Source organism: Pseudomonas aestiva (genome assembly GCF_039908605.1).
Taxonomy (GTDB): domain Bacteria; phylum Pseudomonadota; class Gammaproteobacteria; order Pseudomonadales; family Pseudomonadaceae; genus Chryseomonas; species Chryseomonas aestiva.
Window position 1 is genome coordinate 3774772 of record NZ_CP150916.1, and the last position, 17729, is coordinate 3792500.

Sequence of the window (17729 nt, forward strand, 5' to 3'; positions counted from 1 at the left end):
GATCATCCTCACAATTCCGTCGCGCTTTTTCCACCCGGGCGCAGCGCCCGCTAGGGTGCTACACCTAAGGAAGATCGACGGACCGCAATTCGGCCGAGCGGGGCAACCCGCAGCGCTCGCCATGGTCTGTTGGCAAGACGAGGAGGAGATTCTCATGTTCGGCAAACGCAATGACGACCCCGGTGCCACCACCCATTTCCGTAGCGAGCGCGTCAGCGTGGTCAACGGCCAGTTCTTCTTCACCACCCGCGAAGGCACCCTGGAAGGCCCCTTCTTCAGCCGCGAGGAAGCCCTCAACCAGATCGATCGCTATGTCGAACGGCTGCAAACCTCTCAGGGCCTGATGCGCCAATCCGTCAGCAACGTCTGACCGCCTGCGCTCGATCCTTTAGACTGCGCGCCCTGAATGCCAGGCCGCGCCGCTCATGACCGACTTCCAGCACGCCCAGCTCGACTGGGACGCCTCCGGGCAACCGCTCTCCCGCACCTATGGCGATGTCTACTTTTCCCGTGCCAGCGGCCTGGAAGAGACGCGCTACGTCTTCCTGCAGCAGAATCGCCTGTCCGAACGCTTCACCGCGCTGGCCGCGGGAGAGGTCTTCACCATAGGCGAGACGGGCTTCGGCACCGGCCTCAACTTCCTCTGTGCCTGGCGACTCTTCGCCGCCTTGGCTCCAAAGGAAGCACGCCTGCATTTCGTCAGCGTCGAGCGCTTTCCACTGACCGCCGCCGATCTCGCCCAGGCACTGACCCTCTGGCCGGAACTCGCCCCCTACAGCGCGGCGCTGCAGCGGCAGTACCAGGCCATCCATCCGGGCTTCCAGCGCCTGATCCTGGACGACGGGCGCGTCACCCTGACCCTGCTGGTCGGCGATGTGCTGGAGCGCCTGCCCGAACTGGATGCCCGGTGCGACGCCTGGTTCCTGGACGGCTTCGCCCCGGCCAAGAATCCCGAGATGTGGACGCCCGCGCTGTTCGCCGAACTGGCGCGGCTGTCCCACGCCGGCACCACCCTGGCGACCTTCACCTGTGCCGGCTTCGTCCGCCGTGGCCTCAACGAGGCCGGTTTCGCCATGGCCAAGGTGCCCGGCTTCGGCCACAAGCGGGAAATGCTGGCTGGCGCGCTGGAACGCCCGGTCACTCCTGCCGCCGTACCCTGGTATGCCCGCCCACCGCGCCCCCGGGGCCCGCGCACGGCGCTGGTCATAGGCGCCGGCCTGGCCGGTTGCGCCACCGCCGCCAGTCTCGCGCGCCGCGGCTGGCAGGTCCGGGTCGTCGAGCGCCACGGGGCGCCCGCCCAGGAAGCCTCCGGCAATCCCCAGGGGGTGCTCTATCTCAAACTGTCGGCCCATGACACCCCGCTCAGTCGGCTGATCCTCGACGGCTTCGGCCTGACCCTGCGCGAGCTCCAGGCACTGCCTCCGGGTGCCGCCTGGTCACCCTGTGGAGTGCTGCAACTGGCGCTGACGGACAAGGACGCCCAGCGGCAGGCGCAATTGGCGGCGCACTTCCCCGCCGATCTGCTGCAACCGCTGGATAGGGAAGCCGCCAGCAACAGGGCCGGCATCGGTCTGACGGCGGGTGGCCTGTTCTTTCCGGAAGGGGGCTGGGTGCATCCGCCCGCCCTGTGCGCGCACTGGCTGACCCATCCGAACATCGAGCTGGTCACCCATACCGAGGTGACCGCCCTGCAACAAACCGAGCATGGCTGGCAGGCCCGCACCCAGGGTGAGTCACTGGCGGCGACGGTGGTCGTGGTGGCCAGCGCCGCCCAGGCCAGGACGCTGCTGCCTGAGCTGCCGCTCAAGGCGATCCGTGGACAGTTGTCCGCGCTGCCGGAAACCCCGGACAGCCAGGCGCTGGCGACCGTGGTCTGCGGCGAAGGCTATCTTGCTCCGGCGCGGGAGAGTCGGCATTGTCTGGGCGCCAGCTTCGTCTTCGACCGGGACGACACCGAACCCAGCCAGGCGGAACACCAGAGCAATCTGCAGCTGCTCGCCGAGCTGTCGCCCGAGCTGGCCGCCAGCTACCAGGCCGAGGCACTGGACGGTCGGGTGGCCTTTCGCTGCACCTCGCCGGACTATCTGCCCCTGGTCGGGCCGGTCGTGGATGAAGTCGCCTTCGCCCAGCAGTATCAGGCGCTAGCCTACGACGCCCGCCAGGTACCCGAGCAGGCGGCGCCCTGGCGTACAGGACTCTATGTGAATCTGGCGCACGGCTCGCGTGGCTTGGTCACCACCCCGCTGGCCGCCGAACTGCTGGCGGCCTGGCTGGAAGACGAACCCCTGCCGGTGGCCCGACGGGTGGCCGAAGCCTGCCACCCCACTCGCTTTCCCCTGCGCCGGCTGATCCGCGGCGGCTAGATGATCGCCAGCGGCGTCTTGCTTTGCGGCGGTGGAAAGGCACCGTCGAGCAGCGCGAAGTCTTCTTCGCTCAGGCGCAGATCCAAGGCCCGCGCATTCTCTTCGAGATGTCCGGCATCGCCCGCCTTGGGAATGGCGATCACGCCCGGCTGACGCAGCACCCAGGCCAGGGCGATCTGCGCCGGGGTGGCCTGATGCCGCTCGGCCAGGGTTGCCAGGGTGGGGTGCCGCAAGAGATCGCCGCCCTGCCCCAGCGGACAATAGGCCATCACCGGCATCTGCTGACGCTGGCTCCAGGGCAGCAGGTCATGCTCGATGCCGCGCTGTTCCAGGTTGTAGAGCACCTGGTTGGCGCTGCAGCGATCATCGTTCAATTCGAGCATGTCGCTGGTGTCGAGATTGGACACGCCCCAGTGGCGGATCTTGCCTTCGTCGCGCAGCTTCTCCAGCGCCATGACCGTCTCGATCAGCGGCACCTGGCCGCGCCAGTGCAGCAGATAGAGGTCGATGACATCGGTGCCCAGGCGCTTCAGGCTGCGTTCGCAGGCCAGAGGTACCCCGGCTTCGGTGGCATTCTTCGGATAGAACTTGCTCACCAAGAACACCTCGTCCCGCCGACCGGCGATGGCTTCGCCAACCAGTTCCTCGGCGCGGCCTTCGCCATACATCTCGGCAGTGTCGATCAGGGTGAGCCCCAGGTCCAGGCCCTGACGCAGGGCACTGACCTCCTGGCGATGCAGGTCGGCGTTCTCGCCCATGCGCCAGGTTCCCTGGCCCAGCGCCGGAACGGTAGTGCCATCGGGCAAACGAACGGTTTGAGCGGTATTCATGGACGCATCCTTCTCTTGGGGTGTGGACGTTGGAACGCCAGCGCGACGCCGATTCTCCCGGTCATCCGCCAAACGGCAGCCAACGCCTCCCCACAGGCCCTGCGACCTGACGTCGCACTGGTAAAGTACGCCTATAAGGATTCCAAGAATAACCACCAGGACCTGCCATGAAACCGTCGATCCTGGGCCTTTGCGCCCTGCTCTCTGCTGCCCTGCCCATGACCTCCAGCTACGCTGATGTCATTACTCTGAGGTTTTCCCATGTGGTGGCACCGGAGACCCCCAAGGGCAAGGGTGCTCAGCTGTTCCAGCAACTGGTGGCGCAGCGCCTCGCCGGGCAGGTCCAGCTGGAGGTGATGCCCAGCGGCACGGTCTTCACCGATGCCAACGAACTCCAGGCGCTGCAGGACGGCAAGGTAGACATCCTGGCGCCGGCGATCAGCAAGCTCACCGAACTCAGTCCCAAGCTCAAGCTGTTCGATCTGCCCTTCCTGTTCGAGAGTCGCGCGGCCCTCGATCACTTCCAGGCCCGACCCAGTGGTCGCCAGCTGCTGCACAGTCTGGAGCCGACCGGCATCATCGGCCTGGCCTATTGGCCCAACGGCCTCAAGCAGCTGGCGGCGCGCAAGCCCTTGCGCGAACCCGGCGATGCCAGGGGGCTGGTGTTCCGCATCCAGAATTCCGACGTCCTCCAGAGCCAGTTCGAGGCCCTCGGCGCCACGACGGTCAGGCTGCCCTTCAACCAGACCCTGCAGGCGCTCACCATGGGCACCGTCAATGCCACCGAGAACACCTGGTCCAACTACTGGAGCCAGCGGCTCGATCAGCAGCAGCGCTATTTCACCGAAAGCAATCACGGCGCCCTGGACTACATGCTGATCGTCAAGGCGGATCGCTGGCGTACCCTGCCCTTCGCCGTACGCAGCACCCTGGAGGAAATCATCGACCAGGTGACCTTCGAGGTGAAGAAGCAATCCGAGGCGGAAAATCAGCGTGATCGCGCGCGCATCGCCGCCGCGGGCGGCAGCGAGATCATCACCCTCACCCCCGAGCAACGGACCCGCTGGCGCGAGGCCATGCGCCCGGTGTGGCAACGCTACGAAGGCGAGCTCGGCGCCTCCCTGCTCAAGGCCGCCGAGACCTCGAACTAGAAGCGCTGTTGCGGCGGTACGGCCCAGCGGCGCAAGGGCAGATTGCCCGGCTCGCGACACTGCAGATCGCGAAAGGGCCCCGCGACCCTGACCCATCCCGCGCCCGGCGGCGTCTGGGTACAGAACTCCTGGCCATCCGTGTTGCTGCGCCAGCGCCAGTAGGCCGCCGGCTCGGCGAAGGCGTGAGTACCCAGCAGCCCCAGCAGGACGATCACCAGGGTCCTGCCGGCGGCTCGCTGGAACCTCTCGCGCGATAAGCATGTCGGTTTGAGGGTAGTCCCCTCGAATTCGCACAGGATCTTCGCCATGCCGCTGTCCGTCTTGCGTAGCAAACCCACCCTCCTCGCTCTGGCCCTGGTTGGCGCCGGTCTCGCCCTGACCGGCTGCGCCCGCGATCCGGAAAAACGTTCGCTGGGTGCCGAAGCGGTCAGCAATGCCAAGAGCATGGCGCGTACCGATGCCGACATGCAGAAGGTGCTCGACAAGTACGCCAGCTTCGATCCCAAGGCCGTGGAAAAACTCACCGCCCAGCAGGCTCGCAAGCAGCCTACCATCGCCGATGCGGTCAAGGGCATCCTGCAGGACGAAGGTCGTCCCACCCAGCCCGAGGCCCTGGTGCCCGGCGTGACCAGTGTCGACCGCGCCGTCGACGGCGCCGCCGGTGTGCTGCCGGCCCGTATCTACACCCCCGAAGGCCAGGGTCCCTTCCCGGTCATCCTGTATTTCCATGGCGGCGGCTGGGTGTTCGCCGATCGCAACGTCTACGACGGTGGCGCCCGCGGTCTGGCCAAGCAGGCCAATGCCATCGTGGTATCGGTGGACTATCGCCAGGCGCCCGAATACAAGTTTCCCGCCGCCCATGACGACGCCCTGGCGGCCTATCGCTGGGTGACCACCCATGCCGCCTCGCTGAATGGCGATCCGCAGCGCCTGGCCCTGGCCGGTGAAAGCGCCGGGGGCAACCTGGCGGTGGCGACCGCCGTGGCGGCGCGCAAGGCTGGTCTCACCGCGCCCAAGCACGTGCTGTCGGTCTATCCGGTGGCCCAGACCAACACCCATACCCAGTCCTACGAGCAGTACGACGACGCCAAGCCGCTCAATCGACCGATGATGCTGTGGTTTGTCGAGCAGGTGACCCGTACCCCCGCCGACCTCAAGGATCCACGCCTGGATCTGACCCGGGCCGATCTCGCCGGCCTGCCGCCGGTAACCATCGTCAATGCCGAGATCGATCCCCTGCGGGATGACGGTGGCTTCCTGGAAACCGCCCTGCGCCAGGCCGGCGTGCAGGTGCAGCGCAAGGTCTATCCGGGCGTTACCCACGAGTTCTTTGGCACCGCTGCCGTGGTGCAGAAGGCCAAGGACGCCCAGGCCTACGCCGGCAGCCGGCTCAAGGCCGATCTGGGCAACTAACGGCGGCTCGCTCGTCCTAGACACCGCCGGCCCCGTGCCGGCGGTGTGCATTCAGTCAGGAAATAATAGCGGCCCTGCTTCGCGCATGAAGATCTCACAGGTCTTGGGCCCGACCCCCTTCAGCCGCTGTAGACGCGCCTCGAAATCCGCACGGTCCGTACTGGCGTCGCGCAATCTCACGAAGCTGCCGCCATACTCCTCCTGTAGATGGAGACAGACGTCCAGCAGACGCGTGGCCGTGCTCTCGTCATAACGCCGGTAATGTCCTTCGCCGAGATAGCCGACCAATTGCCGCCAGCTCAGGTTGAGCAGCTTGCGCGGCGTGTCGCGACCATAGGTGCGATAGAGCACCGTCCAGGCCTGGGCGGCGATACCCTGGGAGATGCGTTTGCCGAACAGGTAGCTCGCCAGGAACCAGCCAAACAGCGCCGATTCGTCGTCCACCTCCAGCGTCAGGCCGAGATCGGCCGCCGAAGTCGTCTTGCTCAAGCCGTATCCCTCGCGTAGGCGTCTTGCCTAGGAAGGCTCTCCACCGCCTGGGGTTCGACATCGGCGACGGCCGGCAGGCTACTGGCGGATCACCTGGCCGCGCTGCGGGGCCAGGCGTGCCAGCAGGGCATTCTGCGCCCGCTCCGGAACGTCCTCACGCTGCATGGCCAGTTGCAGGTCTTCCACCAGGGCATTGAAGTCGGCGGGTTGCAGATTCAGACCGCGATGACTTTCGGCCATGCTCGCCCCTTCATAGCGGCAGGGACCGCCCGCATCGACGCAGAATTTCTGGATGAGCAGACTGCGCAGTCGCGCGATATCGACGTTGGCGAAGTAGTGCCGGATCCGCCCGTCACGCGCCACATTGAGCAGCATCCCCTCGACGATCCGGGTGATGCCGGGCTGGCCACCCAGCTCCTGATAGAGCCGATCACCCACCGGCGGCTGAGGCGTGCACCCCAGCATCAGCAGCAGCGCCGCCAGTACCAGCGGTTTTCCCTGCATCAGTAGCTTCCCTGCAGCGACAGATAGAGACCCTGCTGATCGTCCAGGGTGGCGATCTCGCCCAGCCAGGCATAGGCCAGCACCAGCGACAGGTGCTTGTTGGGGAAGTAACCGACGAAGGTATCCACCCAGTCGCTCTCCCGGGTGAAGGACAGATTCTGCGGCTTCTCGCGATACTCCATGCCTACCGCCCAGCGCGGATTGAAGAACACCGCGGCCGAGCCTTCCTTGAGCCACTGACGGCTGTCGTTGCGGTCACCACCGAAGCCCAGCAACCCAATCTCGTTGGCGCGGCTGTACCTGAGACCGACGTTGAGCAAGAGGTTGTAGCCGAAGGCACCGCCCAGCAACAGCCGACTGGCGCCCAGGTAGCCCTCGACATCGCTGTCGCGCCGCGCGCCCACGGCAGCGGGAATGCCGAAATCCCGTTGATGCTTGTATTGCACCCCCACGGCTAGCTGCGGCAGCCGGTCGTAGATCAGGTCGCCCGCCAGGCGCACCTTGGCGCCGACGATGTCCTGGCTGAGGCTGTCTTCCTCAAGCTTCATCAAGCGGCGCAGGGTCGGCATGTCCAGGCGCTGGCGGGCATAGGAGACTTCCACCCGATTGTCGTAGGCCACCGCCACGCCGGCCGCATCGAGCCGGTAGTCACCGGTCCACACCCGGGTGGCAAAGGCCGTGGCGCCGGGCTGGCCGCTTTCGCCATAGCCACCGATCACCGCCCAGGGCGTGATACCGCCGCCCGCCGCGCCTTCCAGACTGCTGGCGCCGCCGGTGGCCAGCAGCTTGCCGCCGTCGGCCTGGGCAGCGGTCGCCAGCAGCAGGCAAGCCAGCAGCCAGCCGTGCTTCATGACAACGCCTCCAGCACCGGCTGACTCTGCCGCTCCATCCAGGCCTCGAATTCCGCGGCCGGCACCGGGCGGCTGATGTAGTAACCCTGAATCACATCGCAGCCCCAACTGCGCAACAGCGCCAGGGCCCGGGCTTCCTCGACCCCCTCGGCGACCACTTCCAGGCCCAGGTTGTGGCCCATCTCGATGGTCGAGCGGACGATGACGGCGTCATCGTTGCCCGGCGCCAGTTCCTTCACGAAGGACTGGTCGATCTTCAATTCGTCCACCGGCAGCCGCTTCAGGTGCGCCAGGGAGGCATGCCCGGTACCGTAGTCGTCCACCGACAGCCGGATGCCCAGCACGGACAGCTGCGTCAGCAGCGCGATGGCCGCCTCGGGATCGTCCATGATGGCGCTCTCGGTGATCTCGAAGGTCAGCTGCCGCGCCGAGACGCCGGCGTCATCGAGCCAGCCCATGACGCGCTCGGGCAAGCGGGCGTCGGCCAGGTCGACCGCCGAGACGTTCACCGATACCTTTACCTCGCGATCCTGGGTCTGCCAGAGCGCCAGCTGCCGGATGGTCGCCTGGATTACCCAGCGGGTGAGTCCGGCCATGCTGCCACTGTGCTCGGCCAGGGGAATGAATTCACCCGGCGAGACCATGCCCAGCTCGGCATGGCGCCAGCGCAGCAGCACCTCGGCCTGGTGCGGCCCATTGCCCTGCAGGGCCACCTTGGGTTGGAACACCAGCATCAATTCACCCCGTTCGCTCGCCAGCGGCAGGTCGTGGACCAGTTGCAGACGCCGCTGCTGGGCCGCATCCCGACCTTCATCATAGACCCGAAGGCGATCCGGCACCTGGCCGGCATCGAGCATGGCACTGCGCGCGCGCTCGATCAGCAGGGTCGGATTATCGCCATGGCGGGGATACTCGACGACGCCGATCCGGCAACTCAGCCGAAACAGCTGGCCTTCCCATTCGATGGGTTCGGCCAGTGACAGGCGCAGTTGCTCAGCCAGACCCACCGCGCCTTCCAGGCCGACGCGACAGAACTGCACGAGAAATTCGTCGCCCACCGGGCGCGACACGCAGCCGCGCCCGGCCAGCAGCACCTGGGCACGCTCGGCCACCATCCGCAGGATACGATCCCCCCCGGCAACCCCGGCGCTTTCATTGATCGCCTGGAAGCCGTCCAGCCCCAGGTACAGCAGCGACACCTGGGACTGGGTGGCGATAAAGACCCGCAGCCGCTCCTCGGCCAGGATGCGATTGGGCAGACCGGTCAGGGCGTCATGCAGGGCATTGTGGTTGAGCCGCTGCTCGCGCTCGGCGATCCCCTGGCGCATCTCTTCGAGCACCTGTGCCAGCCGGCCGAATTCGTCACGGCGCTGGACCTCCACCTTGACCCCATAATCTCCCTGACCGATGCGCCAGGACATCACCGACAGCTGCCGCAGCGGCTGGGCCAGGTTGCGCGCAAGCCAGAGCGCACCTAGCAAGGCCGCCAGCAGGGCACCGCCGGCGATCAGCGCCAGTTGCCTGAGCAGGGGTTCGAACTCGGCCATGGCCACGTCGAGCGAACGCAGCAGATAGACCTGTACCGGATGGTCGGCGGTGCCGAGGGTCAGCCGCTTGACCTGATAGAGCCGGCCGCCCAGGGTCAGCTGCCAGCTGTCGCTGCCCTGGGGTGAAGTCGCCAGCTCATGCAGCAGCAGCCGTCCCTGCTCCTCCGGCAGGGTACTGGCCATCAGCGCGGCTTCGCCGAGAAACACCACGTCCAGATTGATCAGCGAGCGAAACTCCTCGGCCATGGTCTGATCCATGGCGAAACTCATCACCACCTGGGCGATGGGCACAGGGGCACGGACCGGCACCGTGACCCGCAACTGCGGCAGGCCGGTACCGGCCAGCACGCAACTGCCGTCATTGCCCGACGCCATGGCAACGGGCAGACGCTCGCCTTCGCTATGCGCCGCCACGGTGCTGGCGATCAGCCGGCCGTCCAGATCCAGCAGGTAGGTATCGCCCGCGCCCACCCGGGCGCCGTGGTTGGCCAGCACCGACCTCAGCGTCGGCACATCGCCACTGGCCACGGCGTCGCGAAAGCCGAAATCGGCGGCGAGCACCCGCACGGCATCGTTCAGCCGGCGGCAGCGGCCGTCCAGCACCTGGCGGAATACCCGCGCCCCGGTGTCGAGCTGGTCATAGGACTGGCGCACGGCACTGGCCTCGGTGGCAGCCTTGACCGTCAGATAGACCAGGGTGATGACCACCAGCATCAGCAGGAAGAGGCTGCCGGCGATGCGGGTCTGGAAACTATGGATGAGCTTCATCGTGCGTGGCCTTGTGGAAGGCATCCTCGAAAGCCGAGCTCGCCGGTTCCGCAGGCTGCGGCTTCGGCTGGACCGCCAGCTGGAGTTTCAGAGTCACCGGCTTGCCCGCCACGTCCAGCGCAGGCTGGGCAACCTCCTGCTTGTCGCTGAGGTCGGGATGCCAGAGCGCCAGCTGATAATGACCGTCCGGCGCCTCCAGTCGGGCGCGACCCTGACTGTCGGTCACCGCGGAGCGCCCGGCGGTGGTCACGTAGACGTAACCAACCATCCAGTCATGGATGTTGCAGCCCACCACCACCACGCCGGGCTGGTCGAACACCACCGGTGTGCTGGGAAGCCCGTGGTAGAGCGGCAGCTCGAAGCGCTTGGGACTGGAAAAGGAATACACCTGATGGCGAATGTCATCGGTATTGGGAAAGCTCACCGCCGTCCCGGTGGCCACCGCCAGGACATGGGGGACGAATCGCCGATTCTGCTGATCAATGGCCGCGGGCTGCCGCTCGGGCACCAGGCCCTGGCCCGACAGCATCACCACGGCATCGGCCAGGGGCGCCCCCTGACCATCGACCACCTGCACCGCGACCTCGGCCGCTTGCGCAGCTCCCAGGCCCAAAGCCAACCATCCCGCCACCAACCAATGCTTATTCACCCGCTGCTCTCCACCACGCGCCCTGGGAAACTCTCGCCGGCTTCGCGGCGTGACTTCAGCTTTAGCGGCAGTGCCGGAGGAATCTTTATCGTCGCGGTGGCCAGGCACGGTCCCGGTCGTCGCACTTCGAGCGGTACCCGGCGGTCAAGAAGGACAGGTCTTTGCCTGCGTTGAAAAAGCGCCACCCTCGCCCCATGTTGGCCTCACATCCAAGCCCAAGGTACGCCAATGAGCGATCAGGACAATCAAGCGGATATTCTCAGCGAAGAAGCCGGTCAGACCGGCCTGGTCCTGCCTGGCCAGAATCTTCCCGACAAGCTCTACGTCATTCCCATCCACAACCGGCCCTTCTTCCCGGCCCAGGTCCTGCCCGTCATCGTCAATGAAGAGCCCTGGGCGGAAACCCTGGAACTGGTGGCCAAGACCGACCACCACTGCCTGGCGCTGTTCTACATGGAGCAGCAGCCCGGCGATGCCGAGGGTTTCGATCCCGACCAGCTGCCGCAGCATGGCACCCTAGTGCGCATCCACCATGCCACCCGTCAGGACGGCAAGCTGCAGTTCGTCGCCCAGGGCCTGTCGCGGGTGCGCATCCGCGGCTGGCTGCGCCGGCAGCGCCCGCCCTACCTGGTGGAGGTCGAGCACCTGCGCCCCAACCCCGATCCCAGTGACGAGGTGAAGGCCTACGGCATGGCGCTGATCAACGCCATCAAGGAGCTGCTGCCGCTCAATCCGCTCTACAGCGAAGAGCTGAAGAACTATCTCAATCGCTTCAGCCCCAATGACCCCTCGCCGCTGACCGACTTCGCCGCCGCCCTCACCACCGCGCCGGGCGACGAACTGCAGCAGGTGCTCGATACCGTGCCCATGCTGCAGCGCATGGAAAAGGTCCTGCCGCTGCTGCGCAAGGAGGTCGAGGTCGCCCGCCTGCAGAAGGAGCTGTCCGCCGAGGTCAATCGCAAGATCAACGAGCGCCAGCGCGAATTCTTCCTCAAGGAGCAGCTCAAGCTGATCCAGCAGGAGCTGGGCATCACCAAGGACGATCGCAGCAGCGACATCGAAAGCTTCCGCCAGCGTCTGGAAGGCAAGAGCCTGCCCGAAGCCGCGCAGAAGCGTATCGAGGACGAGCTGAACAAGCTGTCCATCCTCGAGACCGGCTCGCCGGAATACGGTGTCACCCGCAACTACCTGGATTGGGCCACCGATCTGCCCTGGGGCGTCCACGGCCAGGACAAGCTCAACCTCAAGCACGCGCGCAAGGTGCTCGACCGCCACCACGCCGGGCTCGATGACATCAAGAATCGCATCCTCGAATTCCTCGCCGTGGGCGCCTTCAAGGGTGAGGTGACCGGCTCCATCGTGCTGCTGGTGGGTCCGCCCGGGGTGGGCAAGACCAGCATCGGCAAGTCCATCGCCGAATCCCTCGGCCGGCCCTTCTATCGCTTCAGCGTGGGTGGCATGAGGGACGAAGCCGAGATCAAGGGGCACCGGCGCACCTATATCGGTGCCATGCCCGGCAAGCTCGTCCAGGCGCTGCGCGACGTCAAGGTGATGAATCCGGTCATCATGCTCGACGAGATCGACAAGATGGGCCAGAGCTACCAGGGCGATCCGGCCTCGGCGCTGCTGGAGACCCTGGATCCGGAGCAGAACGTCGACTTCCTCGACCACTACCTGGATCTGCGCCTGGACCTGTCCAAGGTGCTGTTCGTCTGTACCGCCAACACCCTGGATTCCATCCCCGGCCCCCTGCTGGACCGCATGGAGGTCATCCGCCTTTCCGGCTACATCGCCGAGGAGAAGCAGGCCATCGCCAAGCGCCACCTCTGGCCCAAGCAGCTGGACAAGGCCGGGGTGCCCAAGGATCGCCTGACGCTTACCGACAGTGCCCTCAAGGCCCTGGTGGAGGGTTATGCCCGCGAAGCCGGCGTGCGCCAGCTGGAGAAGCAGCTGGGCAAGCTGGTGCGCAAGGCGGTGGTCAGGCTCATCGAGGATCCCAAACTCAAGGTCAAGATCGGTGCCTCGGATCTCGAGGACTACCTGGGCATACCGCCTTTCCGCAAGGAGCAGGTGCTGTCCGGAGTCGGCATCATCACCGGCCTGGCCTGGACCAGCATGGGCGGCGCCACCCTGCCGATCGAGGCGACGCGCATCCATACCCTGAATCGCGGCTTCAAGCTCACCGGCAAGCTGGGTGACGTCATGAAGGAATCCGCCGAGATCGCCTACAGCTACGTCACCGCGCACCTCAAGGACTTCAAGGGCGATCCGAATTTCTTCGATCAGGCCTTCGTCCACCTGCACGTCCCCGAAGGCGCCACGCCCAAGGACGGCCCCAGCGCCGGCGTCACCATGGCCTCCGCCCTGCTGTCGCTGGCCCGCAACCAGGCGCCGAAGAAGAACGTGGCCATGACCGGGGAGCTGACCCTCACCGGTCAGGTACTGCCCATCGGCGGGGTACGGGAAAAGGTCATCGCCGCGCGACGGCAGAAGATCAGCGAACTGATCCTGCCGGAGCCCAATCGTGGTGACTTCGAAGAGCTGCCCGCCTATCTCAAGGAAGGGCTGACCGTCCACTTCGCCAAGCGCTTCTCCGACGTGGCCAAGGTGCTCTTCTAGTCTGACCGGCCAATCTCTTGGGGTATGCTCTGCGTTTTGCCGTCATACCCCGGAGGTTTTCATGTCCAACCGTCTTCTGTTCTGCGGCTGTCTGCTCCTGGCCGGCTGCAGCAGTACCCAGCCGAGTGGCAACCTCATCCTGGGCGACGACAGCGACTGCACTCCGCTGGCCATGCACACGGGCCAGGAACTGACCCTGACCCTGCCCAGCGATCCCACCAGCGGCTATCGCTGGAGCATCCTCCAGCGTAGCGACAACCTCAGGCAACTCGGCCCGGAAGTCTTTCGCGAACAGCGCCAGGATCAGGGCGGCATCGGCAGCGCCGGTCAGTCCCTCTGGCGCTTCCGCGCCCAGAGCGCCGGCAGCGCCCATCTCGAACTCCAGGCCCGCCAGCCCTGGGATGCCGAAGCCGAGCCCCAGGCGCGCTTCGACTGCCGTATCGAAATCCGCTGAAGCCACGTCCTGCAGTGCCTGCCGGGGGTACAATGCCCCCTTTCGATTTTCCAGGTACCGCCCATGAGCGAAGCCGACCGCCTGTTCGCGTCGCCGCAGCCTCCTGCCGACTTCACCTTCAACGAAGACGTGGTGCGCGTCTTTCCCGACATGATCAAGAGATCCGTGCCGGGCTATCCCACCATCGTCGAGAATCTTGGCGTCATCGCGGCGCGTTTCGCCCAGCCCAACAGCCGCCTCTATGATCTCGGCTGCTCCCTGGGCGCCGTGACCCAGGCCCTGCGCCGTCATGTCCGCGCCGAGGGTACCCGGGTGGTGGCCATCGACAATTCCACCGCCATGGTCACCCGCTGCCGCGAATACCTCAGCGCCCAGGATTCGATGCACGAGGAGTTGCTGCCGGTCGAAGTGGTGGAAGGTGACATCCTCGAGGTTCCGCTCGCATCGGCCTCGGTGATCGCGCTCAACTTCACCCTGCAGTTCATCGCGCCGGAGCAGCGCCTGGGCCTGCTCAGCCGTCTGCGCAACAGCCTGCTGCCAGGAGGAGCCCTGTTGCTGTCGGAAAAGATCCGGTTCCCGGACGCTCAAACCCAGGCATTGCTCAACGGCCTGCACCTGGACTTCAAGAGAGCCAATGGCTACAGCGAACTGGAAATCGCGCAGAAACGCACCGCGCTGGAAAACGTCATGCTCACCGACACCCTGGCCGAACATCGGGCACGCCTGCAGGCCGCCGGTTTCACCACCGTCGAACCCTGGTTCCAGTGCCTCAACTTCACCTCCCTGATCGCCCTGCCATGACCCAGCCCCCTTACCTCGCAGACCTGCAACAGGCGCTGGCGGATACCCCGCTGGCCATCTGGTCCCAGTCCCTCGAAGCCGTCCTGGCCGCCAAGTACGCCCGTGGCCATGGCGATCTGCAGCGCTGGCAAGCGGGTATCGATGCGCTCCCCGAAATCGCTGTAGCAGCTGTCGACCTGCATGAGGCCGTGCGCCTCGCCGGCGCTCCTACCGCTGAGCAGCACCAGGTCCTGCGCGAGGCACTGCTGCAACTGCGGCCCTGGCGCAAGGGGCCCTTCCAGTTGTTCGATCTCCATCTGGACACCGAGTGGCGCTCCGACTGGAAGTGGGACCGGGTCGCCCCCCACCTGGATCTGCAGGGCAAACGCGTCCTGGATGTCGGCAGCGGCAACGGCTACTACCAGTGGCGCATGCTCGGTGCTGGAGCCAGCCTGGTCCTGGGCGTCGATCCCAACTGGCTGTTCCACTGCCAGTTCCAGGCCCTGCGGCGCTATCTGCCCGACCTGCCGACCTGGCACCTGCCACTGACCCTGGAAGAACTGCCCGCACTGGACGGCGGCTTCGATACCGTCTTCTCCATGGGCGTGCTCTACCATCGGCGCTCGCCCATCGACCACCTGCTGGACCTGAAGAACTGCCTCGACAGCGGCGGTGAGCTGGTCCTGGAAACCCTGGTCGTTGAGGGCGATGCCACCACCGTCCTGGTTCCCGAAGACCGCTATGCCCAGATGCGTAATGTCTGGTTCCTGCCCTCCGCGGCCGCGCTGCAACTCTGGCTGCAACGCGCAGGCTATCGTGACATCCGCCTGGTGGACCTTACCCCCACGACCGTAGACGAACAGCGCTCCACCGAATGGATGGGCTTCCAGTCGCTACCGGACTTCCTGAACCCGGAAGATCCCAGCCTGACCGTCGAAGGCCTCCCCGCCCCCCTGCGCGCGACCCTGATCGCCCGCAAACCCTGAACGCAAAAAGCCCGGCACATGCCGGGCTTTTTCTTGCTCGCGTAACGTTGTAGGGGGATTGGGCTGAGCCTGGCGAAGCCCAACATCCGGAAGCCCCCCTCACCGCCTTGCCGCCGTTCGCTTGATCCCTGCAGCGGAGCTAATTGTTGGGCTTCGCTGCGCTCAGCGCCAACCTACGATGATTCTGTGCCGCGCTTCCAACACAACAGCCCGGCGCAGCCGGGCTGTTGTGGCTCTTGAGCTCTTGCAGACTTAAAGCTGTACCTGCCTAGCAGGCACTGCTCCAACGTCACCGCCGCGCCCTTTAGTCCCCTCTCCCCCCGGGAGAGGGCTAGGGTGAGGGCCACCTCAGCCACGCCGCATCAGGCTTCCGCTAGCCGATTATCCGCTCCCAGCACTCAAGCGCCCTGACGCCCGGTCAAACTTTTCCCGCCCCAAAGACAACACCCCCGCCAGAATGAACTGAGCGGGGGTGCTGGGTGTTAGGCGCTTGACGATGACCTACTCTCACATGGGGAAACCCCACACTACCATCGGCGATGCATCGTTTCACTTCTGAGTTCGGGAAGGGATCAGGTGGTTCCAATGCTCTATGTTCGTCAAGCAATTCGGTTGGCTGACCAGGCGATAAAGCTGCCTGGCTGGCCCAATTGGGTCTGTGATCGAAGTAGACAACTCGTCTTTGGGGTCTTGCGAACCCACGCGCCGGTTTTCGGCGTCGTCTTCCTCACGCTCTGACCGCGGTCAGATTGTTTGGGTGTTATATGGTCAAGCCTCACGGGCAATTAGTATCGGTTAGCTCAACGCCTCACAGCGCTTACACACCCGACCTATCAACGTCGTAGTCTTCGACGGCCCTTCAGGAAGCTCAAGGCTCCAGTGAGATCTCATCTTGAGGCAAGTTTCCCGCTTAGATGCTTTCAGCGGTTATCTCTTCCGAACGTAGCTACCCGGCAATGCCACTGGCGTGACAACCGGAACACCAGAGGTTCGTCCACTCCGGTCCTCTCGTACTAGGAGCAGCCCCTCTCAAATCTCAAACGTCCACGGCAGATAGGGACCGAACTGTCTCACGACGTTCTAAACCCAGCTCGCGTACCACTTTAAATGGCGAACAGCCATACCCTTGGGACCGGCTTCAGCCCCAGGATGTGATGAGCCGACATCGAGGTGCCAAACACCGCCGTCGATATGAACTCTTGGGCGGTATCAGCCTGTTATCCCCGGAGTACCTTTTATCCGTTGAGCGATGGCCCTTCCATACAGAACCACCGGATCACTAAGACCTACTTTCGTACCTGCTCGACGTGTCTGTCTCGCAGTCAAGCGCGCTTTTGCCTTTATACTCTACGACCGATTTCCGACCGGTCTGAGCGCACCTTCGTACTCCTCCGTTACTCTTTAGGAGGAGACCGCCCCAGTCAAACTGCCCACCATACACTGTCCTCGATCCGGATAACGGACCAGAGTTAGAACCTCAAGATTGCCAGGGTGGTATTTCAAGGATGGCTCCACGCAGACTGGCGTCCACGCTTCAAAGCCTCCCACCTATCCTACACAAGCAAGCTCAAAGTCCAGTGCAAAGCTACAGTAAAGGTTCACGGGGTCTTTCCGTCTAGCCGCGGATACACTGCATCTTCACAGCGATTTCAATTTCACTGAGTCTCGGGTGGAGACAGCGCCGCCATCGTTACGCCATTCGTGCAGGTCGGAACTTACCCGACAAGGAATTTCGCTACCTTAGGACCGTTATAGTTACGGCCGCCGTTTACCGGGGCTTCGATCAAGAGCTTCGCTTGCGCTAACCCCATCAATTAACCTTCCGGCACCGGGCAGGCGTCACACCCTATACGTCCACTTTCGTGTTTGCAGAGTGCTGTGTTTTTAATAAACAGTCGCAGCGGCCTGGTATCTTCGACCGGCATGAGCTTACGGGGTAAACCCTTCACCCTCACCGGCGCACCTTCTCCCGAAGTTACGGTGCCATTTTGCCTAGTTCCTTCACCCGAGTTCTCTCAAGCGCCTTGGTATTCTCTACCCGACCACCTGTGTCGGTTTGGGGTACGGTTCCTAGTTACCTGAAGCTTAGAGGCTTTTCCTGGAAGCATGGCATCAACCACTTCTCCTTCTAAAAGAAGGATCGTCATCAGCTCTCGGCCTTAACTGTCCGGATTTACCTAAACAGTCAGCCTACCACCTTAAACTTGGACAACCAACGCCAAGCTGGCCTAGCCTTCTCCGTCCCCCCATCGCAGTAACTAGAAGTACGGGAATATTAACCCGTTTCCCATCGACTACGCCTTTCAGCCTCGCCTTAGGGACCGA

At 64.7% G+C, this 17729-nt stretch carries 15 protein-coding genes and 2 rRNA genes (1 of these 17 running past the window's edge); 8 read left to right on the top strand and 9 right to left on the bottom strand.

Annotation, left to right across the window (positions count from 1 at the left end; genetic code table 11):
- The first annotated feature begins 154 nt into the window (after positions 1 to 154).
- On the top strand, positions 155 to 370 hold the full coding sequence (locus tag AABM56_RS17525; protein ID WP_133862831.1) for a DUF6316 family protein: 216 nt from the start codon (positions 155 to 157) through the stop codon (positions 368 to 370).
- A 55-nt stretch (positions 371 to 425) separates the two neighbouring features.
- Positions 426 to 2363 carry a bifunctional tRNA (5-methylaminomethyl-2-thiouridine)(34)-methyltransferase MnmD/FAD-dependent 5-carboxymethylaminomethyl-2-thiouridine(34) oxidoreductase MnmC gene (mnmC, locus tag AABM56_RS17530; protein WP_347883569.1) on the top strand — a complete coding sequence of 646 codons (1938 nt, stop codon included), beginning with the start codon at positions 426 to 428 and terminating at the stop codon, positions 2361 to 2363.
- Here mnmC and AABM56_RS17535 read toward each other — a convergent pair.
- Complete coding sequence (locus AABM56_RS17535) at positions 2360 to 3193, bottom strand: aldo/keto reductase (protein ID WP_133862833.1); 834 nt, start codon at positions 3191 to 3193, stop codon at positions 2360 to 2362. The two genes, mnmC and AABM56_RS17535, sit on opposite strands and share 4 nt — an antisense overlap.
- A gap of 167 nt (positions 3194 to 3360) precedes the next feature.
- Between AABM56_RS17535 and AABM56_RS17540 the strand changes: the two genes are divergently transcribed.
- Positions 3361 to 4344: a DctP family TRAP transporter solute-binding subunit gene (locus AABM56_RS17540; protein WP_133862834.1), complete on the top strand. Its 984-nt coding sequence runs from the start codon at positions 3361 to 3363 to the stop codon at positions 4342 to 4344.
- On the opposite strand, the gene AABM56_RS17545 is transcribed toward AABM56_RS17540, so the two are convergent.
- The gene (locus AABM56_RS17545; protein WP_263259526.1) at positions 4341 to 4559 is read right to left on the bottom strand and encodes a hypothetical protein; all 219 of its coding nucleotides are present in this window, start codon (positions 4557 to 4559) and stop codon (positions 4341 to 4343) included. The two genes, AABM56_RS17540 and AABM56_RS17545, sit on opposite strands and share 4 nt — an antisense overlap.
- A gap of 91 nt (positions 4560 to 4650) precedes the next feature.
- On the opposite strand from AABM56_RS17545, the gene AABM56_RS17550 reads away from it, so the two are divergent.
- Entirely contained in the window at positions 4651 to 5757 is a 1107-nt protein-coding gene (locus AABM56_RS17550) for an alpha/beta hydrolase (RefSeq protein WP_263259525.1), read from the top strand.
- Positions 5758 to 5808: 51 nt separating this feature from the next.
- Here AABM56_RS17550 and AABM56_RS17555 read toward each other — a convergent pair whose 3' ends face one another.
- The 5 genes from AABM56_RS17555 to AABM56_RS17575 all read right to left on the bottom strand — a co-directional run bounded on the left by AABM56_RS17555 (position 5809) and on the right by AABM56_RS17575 (position 10529).
- Positions 5809 to 6246 (bottom strand): DNA methylase, encoded by a 438-nt coding sequence (locus AABM56_RS17555; protein WP_133862836.1) that lies wholly within the window; start codon positions 6244 to 6246, stop codon positions 5809 to 5811.
- Between the two features lie 78 nt (positions 6247 to 6324).
- Complete coding sequence (locus tag AABM56_RS17560) at positions 6325 to 6750, bottom strand: group 1 truncated hemoglobin (protein WP_133862837.1); 426 nt, start codon at positions 6748 to 6750, stop codon at positions 6325 to 6327.
- Positions 6750 to 7601: a DUF3034 family protein gene (locus AABM56_RS17565; RefSeq protein ID WP_133862838.1), complete on the bottom strand. Its 852-nt coding sequence runs from the start codon at positions 7599 to 7601 to the stop codon at positions 6750 to 6752. The genes AABM56_RS17560 and AABM56_RS17565 overlap by 1 nt, the downstream gene beginning before the upstream one ends.
- Positions 7598 to 9916: a bifunctional diguanylate cyclase/phosphodiesterase gene (locus tag AABM56_RS17570; protein WP_133862839.1), complete on the bottom strand. Its 2319-nt coding sequence runs from the start codon at positions 9914 to 9916 to the stop codon at positions 7598 to 7600. The genes AABM56_RS17565 and AABM56_RS17570 overlap by 4 nt, the downstream gene beginning before the upstream one ends.
- Positions 9900 to 10529 (bottom strand): methylamine utilization protein, encoded by a 630-nt coding sequence (locus AABM56_RS17575; RefSeq protein WP_133862847.1) that lies wholly within the window; start codon positions 10527 to 10529, stop codon positions 9900 to 9902. The genes AABM56_RS17570 and AABM56_RS17575 overlap by 17 nt, the downstream gene beginning before the upstream one ends.
- A 264-nt stretch (positions 10530 to 10793) precedes the next feature.
- Between AABM56_RS17575 and lon the strand changes: the two genes are divergently transcribed.
- The 4 genes from lon to cmoB all read left to right on the top strand — a co-directional run bounded on the left by lon (position 10794) and on the right by cmoB (position 15404).
- The gene (gene lon / locus AABM56_RS17580) at positions 10794 to 13184 is read left to right on the top strand and encodes an endopeptidase La (RefSeq protein WP_347883570.1); all 2391 of its coding nucleotides are present in this window, start codon (positions 10794 to 10796) and stop codon (positions 13182 to 13184) included.
- Positions 13185 to 13245: 61 nt separating this feature from the next.
- Positions 13246 to 13638: a protease inhibitor I42 family protein gene (locus AABM56_RS17585; protein ID WP_133862841.1), complete on the top strand. Its 393-nt coding sequence runs from the start codon at positions 13246 to 13248 to the stop codon at positions 13636 to 13638.
- Positions 13639 to 13701: 63 nt separating this feature from the next.
- Positions 13702 to 14439, top strand: a complete 738-nt coding sequence (gene cmoA, locus AABM56_RS17590) for a carboxy-S-adenosyl-L-methionine synthase CmoA (RefSeq protein WP_133862842.1) — start codon at positions 13702 to 13704, stop codon at positions 14437 to 14439.
- On the top strand, positions 14436 to 15404 hold the full coding sequence (cmoB, locus tag AABM56_RS17595; RefSeq protein WP_133862843.1) for a tRNA 5-methoxyuridine(34)/uridine 5-oxyacetic acid(34) synthase CmoB: 969 nt from the start codon (positions 14436 to 14438) through the stop codon (positions 15402 to 15404). The genes cmoA and cmoB overlap by 4 nt, the downstream gene beginning before the upstream one ends.
- Before the next feature lie 488 nt (positions 15405 to 15892).
- Here the strand turns inward: cmoB and rrf are convergent.
- Together rrf and AABM56_RS17605 are read right to left on the bottom strand one after the other, a co-directional pair.
- A 5S ribosomal RNA gene (gene rrf, locus AABM56_RS17600) occupies positions 15893 to 16008 on the bottom strand.
- A 160-nt stretch (positions 16009 to 16168) separates the two neighbouring features.
- Positions 16169 to 17729: ribosomal RNA gene (locus AABM56_RS17605) — 23S ribosomal RNA — on the bottom strand (it continues 1332 nt past the right edge of the window).